Below are 15,500 nucleotides of genomic sequence, written 5' to 3'. Positions count from 1 at the left end.
TATATATGTATGAGTATAAATATGAGTCTTGTAATTTAGGTGGTGTTTTTACAAATGCTAATCATCATGAAATAATCGATAAATATGCAAAAGAAGGATGGAGATTGGTTCAAATAGTTCCTACCTATTACAATGGAAATGGAAAGCCTACGGCGTATGAAATAATTTTTGAGAGGAAAGTGGAATAGTGTTTAGGAGGGGATAATATGAAAATCAATAAGTTAATAAGTAAATTTAAAATGATATTTATCATATGTATTTTATTAAATGGAGTATTATTTGTTTCTTGTAGAAAAAATAACTCTGATAAATTATCAAGTAAAAAGGGTGGTATAATTACTCAAAGCAAGTTAACGCCTGAAGAGGAAACATTAGTTGAATCCTTATCAGATAAGTATTTTATTTTTGATGTGAAACTTGGTAAGGAAAAATATCAGTGGGCAGAGCTTTGGGTGGATGAATATGAAAAAGGAGTAAAAAAAGAAAAGATTTTTTGGTTTGGTGACGATGCAAATAGTGAGAATAAAAAAGATAGTAGAATTATTATTTCTATAAATGATAATGTAAATGATGATGATAAAAAAGAAATTTGGTCTTTTGCTTTTGCAAATAGTAATGGAATGACTAAAGCCAAATCTACTATCCCTAAAAAAGAAGGTGAAATAGCTTCCACTTGGGGTAGTGCTGAAAATTTAGAGATAAGGGAAGGGGATACTTTATACCTTGCAGCTATATTATATTCAAAAGGTGATTCATTTAGAAGTTTACCACAAGAGTTTTTTAAAGAACCAGAAAAATATGAAAAAGAATTATCGGAATATGATTATGCATATATAGTAAAATGTAAATTTTTAAAAGAATATAAGGATCATATTGAAAAGATAAATATAGATGAAGTTAACTCTATTGATATAAAATTTGACGATATTTTAAAGGAGACTTACAAAAAACAAAATAATACAAAAGAGATTGAAAGATTTATAAATGCTTATAATAATTCATCTCCATTTATATTTGAAGAAGATGAAAATGGTAAAAATCATATTAATGTAACTATAAAATTAGAAAATGGAGAAAAAATTCTTTTAAATGGAGGAACGAAAGAATTTATTAATGTAACTAAAAATGGACAAGAAATGAGTATAACTGGTGAAGATATAATAAATATATTTAAAGAATTTTCAAGTGGATTTAATAATGATTAAGTTTGAGCTAAGATATATAATAAATAAAGAACGGATAGAAATGAAGAAAAAATGGGAAACTTATTTTGAGAGGTGATATTTATGAAGGAAATAGTATTAGCAGGTGGATGTTTCTGGGGATTAGAGGAATATATATCTAGAATTAATGGAGTATTAGATACTAAAGTAGGATATGCTAATGGGCAACTAGAAAATCCAACTTATGAACAAGTTTGCAAGGGAAGCACAGGTCATGCAGAAGCATGCTTTGTAAAGTATGACGAAAATACAATAGGATTAGAAGAACTTTTAAGAAAATTTTGGGATATTATTGATCCTACAGTTATTAATAAACAAGGACCAGATATTGGACATCAATATAGAACGGGGATATATTATTTAAAAGAAGAAGACTCAGATATTATATTAAAAAGTAAAGAGAAAGAGCAAAAGAGTTATTCAAAGCCAATAGTTACGGAAATAGAGTCCCTTAAAAGTTTCTATCCAGCAGAAGAATATCATCAAAAATATTTAAAGAAAAACCCAGGAGGGTATTGTCATATAAAACTATAGATAAATTTTAGGCTATTAATAAATATAAATTATTAATAGTCTAATTGCTTTCTATATGTAAATTGTATTTTCTATAAATTGGATATAATCATATATAAAGGTGTTGAGAAAATGGTTTCTTTCAATAATGGAGATAGCATAGCAGAACGTTTTCATTGAAATAGACTAAAAAACAGCCCAAACCCCTCATAAACGGAGGGGGTTGGGCTGTTTTGCTTTTTAGTCAATCACAGCGTAGTTTTTCTTTTTTAACTGTTTCTAAAATATTTTTAATTTCCCCCAGTCTTTGAATTCTTTTTAAAAATCTATGCCAAATTTAGCACCATATTCTTAAGTATCTCGTCATAATAATCAAAAAAGATAGTAATTCTGGCGCAAAATTATGAAATGGTCTAATTTTCTGACAAAATTCTTGATATTTAATCATGATTATATTATAATCATGATTAAATAAATCGAATTAAGTTATTAATTTGATAGGAAGGAGGCGTATTATATGGATAATGTGGACATTAAGAAACAGCGTGTAATGACCTATTTTATTGAGGCAACTGAAAAACTTTTAAAAGAAGATAGCATTGATGGTTTATCTATACGGAAAATAGCATCAGAGGCAGGTTATAATAGTGCAACCTTATATAATTATTTTGAAGACCTTGAACATTTGGTTTTATTTGCATCTGTTCGTTATTTGAGAGAATATATAAGCACTTTGGGGCAAAATATAACTCCAAAAATGAATGCTTTAGAGAAATATCGAACTATTTATTCAACTTTTAATTATTTTGCTTTTAGATCTCCTGAAATTTTTCATAATATGTTTTTTGGAAAGTATAGTTCCAAGCTTTCACAAGTAATTTACCAATATTATGAACTGTTTCCTATGGATTTAGAAGGGCATGATGACACTCTCAAATTAATGCTTAAGCAAGGTAACATGTATTTAAGAGATGAGCCTGTTATGAAAGAGCTAGTTAAAGAAAAATATGTAAGCTCTCTAAAAACTCAAATGACCTTAGATTTAATAATACGTACACATCAATCTTTCTTGTATGAAGCTTGGGCAAAAGGGGATAGAATCGATGCAGACGAGCATAATAAATCATTTTTAAAGTTATTTGATTACATAATGGAGATGGCACATTAAACTTTTTTAATAATTAAATGTTAAAGGGGGAGCTATATTTGGAAATAATGCCTTTTAAAAACCTAGAAGAACTTCTGCAAAATAGAATATTTTATTACTTTAATCAAATTTGTCAAATTCCACATCAGAGCTACAAAGAGAAAGAGTTAAGTGATTTTTTATTAGGTTGGGCTAATAACTTAGGGCTTAATGCAGTACAAGATAAGCACAATAATATTTTCATTAAAAAACCTGCATCAACAGGTTATGAGGGTATTAAACCTGTTATATTACAAGCTCATATTGATATGGTCTGTGAAAAAGATCCGGAAGTAGCTCATGATTTTTCTAAGGATCCCATTGCTCTGCAACTAGATGGAGATATATTATCAACTGGTAAAAAGACTACTTTGGGGGCAGATAATGGAATAGGTGTTGCAATGGCCATGGCTATATTGGAATCAAATTCAATTGACCATCCACCTATTGAAGTGCTTTTTACAACAGCGGAAGAAGAGGATTTGAGTGGTGCTATTTCAGTAAATCCTTCGTGGTTTTCAACAAATAGATTAATCAATTTAGATCATGCGGTAGAAGGTGAAGTCATAGCTGGAAGTTGTGGTGGAGTGGGAGTAAAATTTACATTGCCAAGTGAGTTTACTACTTTCCCAAAAGAATTTAAGGCTTTTAAAGTAAGTTTGGATGGACTAACTGGAGGTCATTCAGGTGAAGATATTCATAGGGGACGTGGTAATGCAAATGTCTTATTAGCACGATTATTACATGAGTATAAAAATAAATTTAATTTCCTCATTGGAGATATATGCGGGGGTAACTTTAGGTTGGCAATACCAAGGGAGGCTTACGCAACAATTATTATAGATCCTGAAAATATTGATATATTAAAAGATACAACAAATCGTATTAAAGCTTACCTCGATGAGGAATATTTAGAAGCAGAACCGAACTTTAAAATAGAATTACAAGAAACTACCTTTGAATCTGAGGCAATTACAGAGTCAGGAGTTAGTAATATAATAAATGCAATAATATTATCTCCAAATGGAATTGAGGAGATGAATGGCACAATGAATGTTGTTGAAAGCTCTTGCAATTTAGGGGAGCTCTATATGCTTGATGACTGTATTAACTTTGTTTATGAAATAAGAGCAGCTAAAAATTCCAGTTGTGAATATGTATATGAAAAAATAAACATTATTTCAAAACTGTTAGGAGCAAATACAAGCCAATTTGCGAAATATCCTGGTTGGGCCTATAGACCTGATTCAGAATTAAGAGACCTAACGCAAAAAACATATAGAGATATATTTGGAAAGGAAATGAAGAGTTTAGTTGTACATTGTGGGTTAGAGTGCGGATGTTTTTATCCTAAAATACATAATTTAGATGCTATTTCAATAGGTCCTAACATTTGGTCGCTCCACTCACCTTCCGAATGCGCCAGTGTATCTTCAATAGACAGAGTTTTTATGTTGCTATGTGAAATCCTAAAAAATCTAAAATAAATTACCCTATCATAATTTGTATAGCTAATTTGGTATTAAGAAAAGAGTTTGATAGATAGGTTGACAGAAACTAAGTGTGTATATAAAACAATGTAAAAAATATAAAAAATATAATAAACAAAATCATAAAAAAAGAGGGGGAATATTCATGCATCCAGCAATAGCTTTCTTTGCATTAATGGCATTTCTAGCAATTGGGGAAGTAGTTTCAGTAAAAACAAAAGCAGTAATACCGTCAATACTCATATTTTTAATACTTTTACTAGGGGCAGTATGGACTAACATCTTACCTACAAATGTTATAGACTTAGCAGGATTTTCTGAGAATTTGACAGATGTTATTATGGTTATAATAGTGGTAAATATGGGTAGTTCTTTAAGCGTAAGTGATTTAAAGAGCGAGTGGAAAACTGTGTTGATTGGAATTGGTGCAATTCTTGGACTAGCAGCTTTATTGCTTACTCTAGGTAGTGCAATTTATGGATGGCAAACTGCTGTTATAGCAGCACCACCTCTAGCTGGTGGATTTGTGGCGGCATTTGAGATGTCAAAAGCGGCCCTTGAAAAAGGATTACCACATTTGTCAATGATTGCTCTTTTATTGCTTGCACTTCAAGAGTTTCCAGTATACTTTTTATTACCAAGCTTACTTAAAAAAGAAGCTAATAGAAATTTGGAAAGGTATAGAAGAGGTGAAGCTGCTGTAACTAAATTGGAAGAAAAAGAAGGACAAAAGAGGATCTTTCAACCTATTCCAGAAAAGTATCAAAGTAGTGAAATGTATCTTTTCCTATTAGCTGTAGTTGGTCTTGTTGCAATTTTATCATCCTTGTTTACGAAAAAAATATTTAACTCTATGGGAATTTCATATAGTATTTCACCAACGATATTTGCATTATTTTATGGTGTTGTAGCTGGCGAAATTGGACTATTAGAACGTAAATCCCTACAAAAAGCAAATGCTTTTGGATTCTTTGTTGTAGCATCCCTGATAGGGGTTATGGGTGGACTTGTAAACCATACACCTCAGGAAATCATTGCTGTATTAGTGCCAATTGCTGTATTAATAGGAATTGGTATTGTTGGTATGGGAATAGGAGGAATTATTGTTGGTAAAATGCTTGGAAGGTCTTGGGAAATGTCCTTTGCCATTGCATTGAACTGTTTGATAGGTTTCCCTGTTAACTTTTTACTTACAAACGAAGCAATTAATTCTCTTGAAGCAAATGAAGAAGAAAAAGATTATTTGACCAATACTATGGTTCCAACTATGCTTGTTGGTGGTTTTACTACAGTTACAATAGGATCTGTTATATTTGCTGGAATTATAAAAAACTTTTTGTAATAAGTGGACAAGCTTAGTAAGGTGGTTAAACTTGAGTATTTTTGAAACAACATCTAAGTTAACTAATAAAGAAAAGTTGTTATATATTACAACTTTTCTTTTACTCTGTAGATTATTTATTTAAGTAAAAAATTTTATAAAACTTGTATTAATACAGTAAGGGAGGAGATAAATAATGGACTCTACTAAAAAAGGAAGCTTGTTAGTGCTCGTGGCTGTAATTTTATGGAGTATTACAGGTATTATAACAAAAACAGTTAATACTAGTGCAATTTGGATAAATTTAATTAGAAGTTTATCAGGAGGAATATTTTTATCTCCTTTTATATTTAAACAAAAAATTTATCCTCTAAAGAATGTTTTAATTGCTAGTGTTTTTATGGCACTTTTTCTTATGGCACTTACACTGACAACACAAATTTCAAGTTCGGCCATGGCTATTTCTATGCAGTATGCAGCTCCTATGTACGTAATCGCATATGGTTTTTATAAAAATAAAAGAATTGATTATAAAAAATTGATGGTTTTAATATTAATTTTTATTGGAGTTTTTCTAAACGTGTTAGATAGTTTTAAATCGGCAAATATTATAGCTATATTTTCAGGGTTAGCCATAGGCATAACTTTCATTCTTTATTCAGCAACTTTGCAAAAAATTGAAAGTGGTTCACCTTTGGGGATAGTGGCTCTCATAAATCTTGTATGTTCTTTCTTTTATATACTGGTACTTCCATTTAATTATACTAATGTACCATCTTCTTTAAAAGATATTTTATTACTTTGTTTAGCAGGAGTATTAGTTTCTGGTTTATCCTATGCTTTATACGGAGCAGGCCTTAGAAAAATAAAAGTTGAAAAAGCAATGATTATCGCTCTTGCAGAACCAGTTTTAAATCCTATTTGGGTTTTTTTGGGGAATAAAGAAATACCAGAAGCAATGACTATTGTAGGTGTTATATTTATTTTACTTGGTGCAGTTGCAGATATATTATTTAAAAAACATGGAAGTGATGATACAGGAAACTAGTCGGGAGAGAGTGGTTAGCAAGCTCGGCAATGTCATTTTTCTCTTATAAATTTAATGTAAGAAATAATTGAAAGGCATTTAGATAATTTTAAGTCATTTTTGAAGTCTATTTAACATTAAAAAAACAAAACTACGTATTACAAGCTATAAATACACAATCAATCAGAGCACTTGGAAACCAAGTGCTCTTTTATATTATTAATTATATTATACTTAAAGTAAAGGACTTTCAATTAAAGTTGCAAAGATAAAAGTATGATTATGATTCTCAACAATAGTGGTTACTCCTGTTGCTAAGTGAACGTGTTTACCGTTTCCTACATTAATAGCAGGTCCTGTAGTTACACCTACTTCATGGTGATGGTCGAAGAAATCAGTATTAACAAGGATGGCATGAACGTGAGAGTTCCCCACAGGAATAGCTTCACTGGTAACTCCAGCAAATCTATGATTATGCCTATCCTCGCCTTGTTCAGCTAATCTTGTGCTTCCTAAAAATTCATGAGTGTGAGTTTGACAATCACTTGGCTCTGGTCTACAATTTTCATGGTTATAATTTAATCTTTCTGACATTATTGACACCTCCTTATCTTTTGATACTGTATAATATGCAACGGAAGATAAGGAGGTACTATTATAATTAAATAAATATATAATTTATTTAATATAGAGATTTACATAAAACTATCCAATAATATTATTTATAGAGGCATCCTCAAAAAATGTATTTACATTATAAAGAATTAACAAATTATCTATATTATTTTTTCCCATTAAATCATTTAAATTCTCATTGTAGAACCTTAGATCCACCATATATATTTCATTAAAATGGTTAAGTAAAAATGGTACAAAGCTATTAGCATAAGAGTCTTTAATAATTAATAATTTTTTACCATTTTTAACATCGGTAGAAATTTTAACTATAGGGTAATTCCCATCTAAAAATACAGTGTATTTATCTTTTTTATTTAGATTATCCATGGCATATATTGAATTAAAGTTTTCATCTTTATCAGAGTAAGAAACAATTAGATTTTGTTTGTTCTTAGGAAGATAAAGATTAATACTATCAGGTTCTAATCCTCTAAATCCGCTTTTAGAATACATAGAGCCGTAAAAATTCTCTGATACTTCAGTTACGCTAAAATCCTCTTCCTCTTTAGGGGTAAAGTTCATTGCTGAAGCTAAAGCCTCATATGCATAATAGGCTCCCTTGGTTGTCCAGTGATGATCTGTTTTGTAATATATATATTCATTTTTTTTATCCATTAAAGGTGAGTACACATCTACAAAATTCATATTTTTATCTAAGGATTCTTTTACCTTATTAATATAGAACTTTTGATCTTCAGGAGAAGCAAACTTAGGGAGCTTATCCTCTAAAATTTTAATTGAATTTGGAACAAGCATAAAATACTTATTGATTTCTTTGCTTTTAGAAGAAAAGGAGTTAATTTTTTTCATCTTGTTCTTGAAATCTTCTTCACTAGAGGCATTAAACATTTGAAATAAGTACCCGTCTTTACCTAGATACACACCATTATTATCCTTCTTACCAATTGCTCTCTCCGCACTTGATTTTATTCCTATCCAGAAGTCTCTTATAGGGAATTGGTCTGCCACGTATTTTTCGTAATCGGAGGTATACTTACCTTTTAGAAGTTTATTTAATGAAAAATTGGGCTTTTCTTGAAGTACCCTATTTTCACTTTCAGAAAATTTTCTCTGAGGCATTATCATATTAAAAACAAATATAATTATTAAATAACCTAGTATAAGAAGTCCTAATATGCTTTTATATAATTTATCTAAATTCTTCAATTTTCCACCTCTTAATTCGCTTTCCTAAAACCTAAAATATAGGAAAGGATTATAGCTCACGTTTACCAGATAAGCTGTACATAACAATAAAAGAATAATATATATTGTTGCCACAATTATATAACCATAGGATTTCTTTTTAATTCCGTCCATTATCTTTTTAGGAAATGGAGTAGAAAAGATTATAAGACATATAAATACCCAAATATTTGTGTAAAGGTAATAAAGTGACTTATAATCAAAGAATGGAGTTTTGCATGCTCCGAACATCAATCCTATGAAAGAAAATGCATTTCCTAGTTGGTCAAACTCAAATATAACCCATCCTATGATTATTAGTAAAATTGCGTATATATGACTTATAGCTTTAGGTTTGGTCTCCAACCATTTTAAAAGAAAACTTTTCTCTATAATTAGTATGGTACAAAAGTATAATCCCCATAGTATAAAGTTCCAGCTAGCACCATGCCAAAAACCTGTTAAAAACCATACTATAAATAGATTTCTAAAATGTTTTCCTGTACCAACTCTATTTCCTCCAAGGGGTATATATACATACTCTCTAAACCATGAACCAAGAGAAATATGCCATCTTCTCCAAAACTCTGTTATACTCCTTGATATATAAGGGTAATCAAAATTTATATCTAAATCAAAGCCAAGCATTTTACCAAGACCTATTGCCATATCAGAGTATCCACTGAAGTCAAAATATATTTGAAAAGTAAAGGCTGTAATACCAAGCCAAGCTGAGAGGGTAGAAAGTTCTATGAATGGAGTAGTTTTTACGCTAGTCCAAAGTGCTCCAATATTATTGGCTAATAGCACTTTTTTACATAATCCAATGAGGAATATTTCAGCTCCTTCCCCGAACTTTTCCAAAGATTCTTTTCTATCATTCAATTGCTTATGAATGTCCCCGTATTTGACAATAGGACCAGCAACTAATTGTGGAAACATTGCTACATACGTTCCAAAAGAAATGATATTTTTTTGCATTTGAGCTTTACCGAGGTAAAGATCTATAACGTAGGACATAGTCTGAAAGGTATAAAAAGATATACCAACAGGCAATGGAAGGGATGAAGTTGAAATACTTAATCCCAATAAGTTATTAATATTAAGTACCACAAAATTGTAGTATTTAAAAAAGAATAATATACCTAAGTTTATTACCATTGAGTTTATAAGTACAAATTTAGGTATAACTTTATGATTTCTATACTTATTGATTAATAGTCCATTAAAATAATCAAAAACTGTAGAGAAAATCATTATTGATATGTATACTGGTTCTCCCCAGCCATAGAAAATCAAGCTTGCTATAAGAAGAACAAAATTTCTCAAGGGCTTTGGAGATATATAATATATAAGTAAAGTAATTGGAAGAAACTTAAAAATAAATACAAGACTGCTAAATACCAAAGTGAGTACCTCCCAATTTACTATTTAAAGCTTTCATAAAAAACTTCTTTTGCTTTTTCGCTATCTTTTGAAATTGATAAGAAAATATATTTATCTTTAACTTCTAAAATGTGATTTTCTATTAAGTTATACTCTTCAGGAAGATAATCCTTAAAGCTTGTACTTTGATTTTCTACTCTCTTTTCTACCTTTTCTTTTATAGAATCTATCTTCTTTTCATCCTTGACTTTTATTATAGCTAGTTCATCAGCCTTAATATTTGAAGGAGCTGTTAAAAGAAAGAAATCTTCAAGATCTTCTTCTGAAATATCATAAAGTTTAGTTAAGTTTTTACTATCGCCTTCTTTCATCTCAGATAGATTAGTAGCTAGGCTTATTTTTTCGCCAATTTCTTTTGATGAAGGATTTTTTGATGATTGCTCTTTTGAAGAACAACCAAATAAAATTCCCGTAGGCAATATTATTATTAAGGATATCAATAACATATTTTTAAATAAATTTTTCATAGCTTCATCTCCTAATTATGTTGTAAATTTTCATTATTGTATCTGCAAATATAAAGAACAACTAATCTTAAACTACAAAAAATATTATAGTATATTTGTAAATAGAAAAGGTTACAAAAAAATTAAGTTACAAATGCATTAATATTTATCATAAATTTATCACAAAAATTAATGTGGAAAATAAACTAATAATAGTAATAATATGTAATGGTGGTTTTATTGTAATATGAGAACATTAAAAAGGGGTTCTAGAGGAACCGATGTAATGGAGATTCAAGGATTATTGAAGAAAATCGGATATAATCCAGGACCTATTGATGGTATTTTTGGAGCTCAAATGGAAAATGCAGTAAAGGAATTTCAAAGAAAAAATGGACTTGTAGCGGATGGCATAATTGGTCCTAACACTTATAAAATTATAGAAAGACTACTTTTAGGTTATGACAATTATATAATACAGCCAGGGGATACACTATATAGTATTGCTAGAAAATATTACACTCAGGTTTATAGAATATTAGTTGCCAATCCAGGACTAAATCCGTATAACCTCATTCCTGGACAGAGTATAGTTGTTCCTTTTGGAATAGATATAGTGGATACTAATATAGACTACACTTATGATGTATTAACAAAAGATATTGAAGGATTGAAAAAGAGATATCCATTTATTACTGTGGGAAGTGCAGGGAAAAGTGTATTAGGAAAAGATTTATATTATATAAGACTGGGAGTAGGGCCTAATGAAGTATTTTATAATGCTGCCCATCACTCATTAGAGTGGATAACATCGCCGCTACTTATGAAGTTTACTGAAAACTTTCTTAATAATTATGTTTTAGGAAGAGAAATGAGAGGATATGATGTAGGAGATATATGGAGTAGAAGTAGTATATATATTATGCCTATGGTAAATCCCGATGGTGTGGACTTGGTTTTAAATGGTTTAAGGAGAGATAATCCTTATTATAACCAGTTAATAAGATGGAATAATGGCAGCACTGATTTTTCGCGAATCTGGCAGGCAAATAATAGAGGAGTAGATTTAAATCACAACTATAATGCGTCTTGGCAATTATCTAAAGATGCAGAAAGAGCATATGGAATAACGGGTCCAGGTCCTACGAGATATTCAGGGCCTTTCCCAGAATCAGAGCCTGAAACCCAATCAGTGGTAAAATTTACGAGAGATCATAATTTTAGATTAGTACTTGCCTATCATAGCCAAGGAGAAGTTATATATTGGCAATATGGAGATTTAACTCCACCTGAATCTAGAAGGATGGCAGAGCTATTTGCAGAAGTTAGTGGTTATACTTTAAGTGAGACTGTTGGCATAGCATCTTATGCTGGTTACAAGGATTGGTTCATTGAAGAATTCAGAAGACCAGGATTTACAATAGAAGTAGGATTAGGAAAAAATCCACTACCTATAAGTCAATTCGATAAGATATATAATGATAATGAAGAACTTTTATTATTGGCTTCCACAATTTAAAGAAGGGATTTTGCTGAGCAAAATCCCTATAATTGTATGAGTATTAGGAAAATACAACTTTGATTTGAAAAATATACTACATTTATGTATAATTAATTAGTTATATAGAATGTAATAAGAGGAGTGGTAGTTTGGACAGGTCAAAACAATTAGGGGAAGAAAGTATAGGTAAACTTCTTTTGAAGTTTTCAATACCAGCAATTATAGGAATGATTGTAAATGCATTATATAATATGGTGGATAGAATATTTATAGGTAGAGGAGTTGGTGCATTAGCCATATCAGGTCTTGCAGTTGGATTTCCCCTGTCTATAATTAACATGGCTTTTGGAATGTTGGTGGGAATAGGATCTTCCACTATGATTTCTATAAAGCTAGGTGAAAATAAAAAAAATGAAGCTGAAAAGATTCTAGGAAATGCCCTTGTTTTAAATATAATTATTTCATTAATGGTAAGTATTTTAGGCTTAATGTTTTTGGATAACTTATTAAAAATATTTGGTGCAAGCTCTGCTACATTGCCTTATGCTAGAGATTATATGAAATACATAATTGGTGGGGCGGTATTGCAAAATATAGGCTTTGCTATAAATAATATAATTCGTGCTGAAGGAAGTCCTAAAGTTGCTATGGCTACTATGCTCATTGGAGCATTAATAAATACAATATTGGATCCTATTTTTATATTTGTTTTTAATATGGGAGTTCAAGGGGCAGCAATAGCAACAATAATTGCTCAAGCGGTATCATCTATTTGGGTATTAGCTTATTTCTTTGGAAATAAGAGCACATTGAAAATTAAAAAACAAAACTTAAAAATAGAAATGGACACAGTGAAAACTATATTTTCCATAGGTATTTCACCTTTTTCCATGCAGATTGCAGCTAGTTTGGTTACTACTCTTTATAATAATAATTTATTAAAGCATGGTGGAGATTTAGCTGTTGGTGCCATGGGAATAATAAACAGTATTATAATGTTGTTTTTAATGCCTATGTTTGGTATAAATCAAGGATGTCAGCCAATAATCGGATATAATTATGGAGCTAAACAATATGACAGAGTATTAAAGACTTTAAAAATAGCAATAGCTGCTGGAGTGACAATTGCCACTGTAGGATTTATAGTAATTCAAACTTTTCCAGAAGCTTTAATAAGTATTTTTGGTAAAGAAAATAAAGAACTTATAGCATTAGGATCACGTGGTATTAGAATATATATGGCAGCGCTACCAGTGATCGGATTTCAGATTATAAGTTCAAATTATTTTCAAGCTGTAGGAAAGGCAAAAATATCAATATTTTTAAGTCTTTCAAGACAATTTATTTTATTAGTACCCTTATTATTAATATTACCTCCTATATTTAAATTAGATGGAGTATGGATAACAGGGCCTATTTCCGATATATTGTCATCTATAATAACAGCTGTATTTTTATTTAAAGCTGTAAAAACACTTAAGGAAAAAATCAAGGATAACGAAAAGGAAGAAGAGTTAGAATTAAAAGCTAATTAAAATTGATTTATATTTCAGGTTGTAAGATGAATAATAAAGTATATCACATTTTTGAATATGATATACTTTATTATTTTTTAAATAGCTATTTATCCAATTAATGTAGAATTTATTATAGAAATGTAATATAATATATATTGTATTTGAATAAAAATATAGAAAAAGGGGTAAATCCTATGACTTTATACGAGGAAAATAATATTAAGATAATAAGTGAAGATTTGAGATATTTAAAGCTTTTAGGAACTAAGTATCCAACTATATCTTCTGCTAGTTCAGAGATAATAAATTTACAGGCAATTTTAAACCTGCCTAAAGGTACAGAGCATTTTATTAGTGATATTCATGGTGAATATGAGTCCTTTACTCACATGCTTAAAAATGCTTCTGGCGTAATTAAAAGAAAGCTAGATGATATATTTGGAACATCATTGATGGAAAGAGACAAGTCTAGTCTTGCAACCCTTATTTACTATCCTGAAGAAAAGATAGAATTACTAAAACAAAAAGAAAGTAATTTAGAAGAATGGTATAAAGTGACCCTCTATAGATTAATACAAGTTTGCAAGTCCGTATCTTCTAAATATACAAGATCAAAGGTAAGGAAAGCTCTACCAAAGGATTTTGCATATATAATAGAAGAATTATTAAATGAACAAGGAGATAGAATAAATAAACAAGAATACTATACAGGAATAATAAACACAATTATAGAAATAGGGTGTGCTAATTCTTTTATTATTGCCATTTCTAAGGTGATACAAAGGCTAGTAGTAGATAGACTTCATGTAATTGGGGATATTTATGATAGAGGACCAGGAGCAGAAATAGTTATGGATGCTTTAATGGATCATCACTCCATAGATTTTCAATGGGGTAACCATGACATTCTGTGGATGGGGGCAGCCTCGGGGTCAAGAGCTTGTGTTGCCAATGTTTTAAGAATATCCTTAAGATATGCAAATTTAAGCACTTTAGAAGATGGATATGGAATTAATTTACTGCCGTTAGCTACTTTTGCTATGGATGCATATAATAATGACCCTTGTGAATGTTTTACTCCTAGGACATTGGACAAAGATATAAGTGAGAGTGATAAATATTTATATTCTCAAATGCATAAAGCTATAACTGTAATTCAGTTTAAGTTAGAAGGGAAAAAAATTAAGAGACGCCCTGAATTTGAAATGGATTATATGCTGTTATTAGATAAGATGGATTTAGAGGAAGGAACAGTGGAGATTAACGAAAAGAAATATAAACTGAAAGATACTAATTTCCCAACTATAGATCCGAGTGATCCATATAAATTAACTGAAGAAGAAGAAGAGCTGATAAATAAATTAACTAAATCCTTTGTAAATAGTGAAAAACTTCAAAAACATATACGTTTCATGTATAGCAAAGGTAATTTATATTTAGTATATAATTCTAATCTTTTATACCACGGATGCATTCCATTAAATGAAGATGGAAGCTTTAAGAAGTTGGTTATTGACGGAAAAGAATATAGTGGAAAGTCGTTATTAGATATTTTTGAACACTACGCTAGAGAGGCGTATTTCTATAAAAATGATACAAATATTAAAAATTATGCTATGGACATGATGTGGTATCTATGGTGTGGGCCTTATTCACCTCTATTTGGTAAAGAGAGGATTACTACCTTTGAAAGATATTTCATAGAAGACAAGGAATCGCATAAAGAAAATAAAAGTTATTATTATAAATATAGAGACAGCGAAGAACTATGCAATAGAATATTTGAAGAGTTTAATTTAGATCCAGACATATCTCATATTATAAATGGTCACATACCAGTGAAGACTATCAAAGGTGAAAGTCCAGTAAAAGGAAATGGCAAGCTTCTTGTAATTGACGGGGGATTCTGTAGAGCATATCAGCCTGAAACAGGAATAGCGGGATACACATTGATATATAATTCCTAT

At 30.2% G+C, this 15,500-nt stretch carries 14 protein-coding genes; 10 read left to right on the top strand and 4 right to left on the bottom strand.

Features of this window, described 5'->3' with window-relative positions; genetic code table 11:
- Positions 1 to 5 precede the first annotated feature (5 nt).
- From RYO54_RS14350 to RYO54_RS14320, 7 genes are all read left to right on the top strand, one after another.
- Entirely contained in the window at positions 6 to 188 is a 183-nt protein-coding gene (locus RYO54_RS14350) for a DUF4177 domain-containing protein (protein ID WP_315120142.1), read from the top strand.
- 18 nt (positions 189 to 206) lie between these two features.
- Positions 207 to 1,205, top strand: coding sequence for a hypothetical protein (locus RYO54_RS14345; RefSeq protein WP_315120139.1), 999 nt, complete (start codon positions 207 to 209; stop codon positions 1,203 to 1,205).
- Between the two features lie 81 nt (positions 1,206 to 1,286).
- Positions 1,287 to 1,757 carry a peptide-methionine (S)-S-oxide reductase MsrA gene (msrA, locus tag RYO54_RS14340; RefSeq protein ID WP_315120136.1) on the top strand — a complete coding sequence of 157 codons (471 nt, stop codon included), beginning with the start codon at positions 1,287 to 1,289 and terminating at the stop codon, positions 1,755 to 1,757.
- Positions 1,758 to 2,253: 496 nt separating this feature from the next.
- Positions 2,254 to 2,904, top strand: a complete 651-nt coding sequence (locus tag RYO54_RS14335; RefSeq protein WP_315120134.1) for a TetR/AcrR family transcriptional regulator — start codon at positions 2,254 to 2,256, stop codon at positions 2,902 to 2,904.
- A gap of 47 nt (positions 2,905 to 2,951) precedes the next feature.
- Positions 2,952 to 4,409: an aminoacyl-histidine dipeptidase gene (locus tag RYO54_RS14330; protein WP_315120293.1), complete on the top strand. Its 1,458-nt coding sequence runs from the start codon at positions 2,952 to 2,954 to the stop codon at positions 4,407 to 4,409.
- Positions 4,410 to 4,557: 148 nt separating this feature from the next.
- Positions 4,558 to 5,754 (top strand): hypothetical protein, encoded by a 1,197-nt coding sequence (locus RYO54_RS14325; RefSeq protein ID WP_315120131.1) that lies wholly within the window; start codon positions 4,558 to 4,560, stop codon positions 5,752 to 5,754.
- 175 nt (positions 5,755 to 5,929) lie between these two features.
- Complete coding sequence (locus tag RYO54_RS14320) at positions 5,930 to 6,781, top strand: DMT family transporter (protein WP_315120127.1); 852 nt, start codon at positions 5,930 to 5,932, stop codon at positions 6,779 to 6,781.
- A 213-nt stretch (positions 6,782 to 6,994) separates the two neighbouring features.
- Here RYO54_RS14320 and RYO54_RS14315 read toward each other — a convergent pair whose 3' ends face one another.
- The 4 genes from RYO54_RS14315 to RYO54_RS14300 all read right to left on the bottom strand — a co-directional run bounded on the left by RYO54_RS14315 (position 6,995) and on the right by RYO54_RS14300 (position 10,536).
- On the bottom strand, positions 6,995 to 7,354 hold the full coding sequence (locus RYO54_RS14315) for a YmaF family protein (RefSeq protein ID WP_315120124.1): 360 nt from the start codon (positions 7,352 to 7,354) through the stop codon (positions 6,995 to 6,997).
- A 111-nt stretch (positions 7,355 to 7,465) separates the two neighbouring features.
- The gene (locus tag RYO54_RS14310) at positions 7,466 to 8,605 is read right to left on the bottom strand and encodes a DHHW family protein (RefSeq protein ID WP_315120122.1); all 1,140 of its coding nucleotides are present in this window, start codon (positions 8,603 to 8,605) and stop codon (positions 7,466 to 7,468) included.
- A gap of 24 nt (positions 8,606 to 8,629) precedes the next feature.
- The gene (locus RYO54_RS14305; RefSeq protein ID WP_315120119.1) at positions 8,630 to 10,030 is read right to left on the bottom strand and encodes an MBOAT family O-acyltransferase; all 1,401 of its coding nucleotides are present in this window, start codon (positions 10,028 to 10,030) and stop codon (positions 8,630 to 8,632) included.
- A gap of 20 nt (positions 10,031 to 10,050) precedes the next feature.
- Positions 10,051 to 10,536: a DUF4358 domain-containing protein gene (locus RYO54_RS14300; protein ID WP_315120117.1), complete on the bottom strand. Its 486-nt coding sequence runs from the start codon at positions 10,534 to 10,536 to the stop codon at positions 10,051 to 10,053.
- A gap of 226 nt (positions 10,537 to 10,762) precedes the next feature.
- Between RYO54_RS14300 and RYO54_RS14295 the strand changes: the two genes are divergently transcribed.
- The 3 genes from RYO54_RS14295 to RYO54_RS14285 all read left to right on the top strand — a co-directional run.
- A complete protein-coding gene (locus tag RYO54_RS14295) occupies positions 10,763 to 12,034 on the top strand; it encodes a M14 family metallopeptidase (RefSeq protein WP_315120113.1) in 1,272 nt (423 codons plus the stop codon).
- A 131-nt stretch (positions 12,035 to 12,165) separates the two neighbouring features.
- Positions 12,166 to 13,551, top strand: coding sequence for an MATE family efflux transporter (locus tag RYO54_RS14290; RefSeq protein WP_315120110.1), 1,386 nt, complete (start codon positions 12,166 to 12,168; stop codon positions 13,549 to 13,551).
- A 176-nt stretch (positions 13,552 to 13,727) separates the two neighbouring features.
- A partial coding sequence (locus tag RYO54_RS14285) for a fructose-1,6-bisphosphatase (protein ID WP_315120108.1) occupies positions 13,728 to 15,500 on the top strand: 1,773 nt, incomplete at its 3' end.

The sequence above is a fragment of the uncultured Clostridium sp. genome (assembly GCF_963515715.1).
Lineage (GTDB): Bacteria > Bacillota > Clostridia > Clostridiales > Clostridiaceae > Clostridium_AW.
The sequence above is the reverse complement of the archived record's forward strand: the minus strand, read 5'-3'. Positions and strand labels throughout refer to the sequence as shown.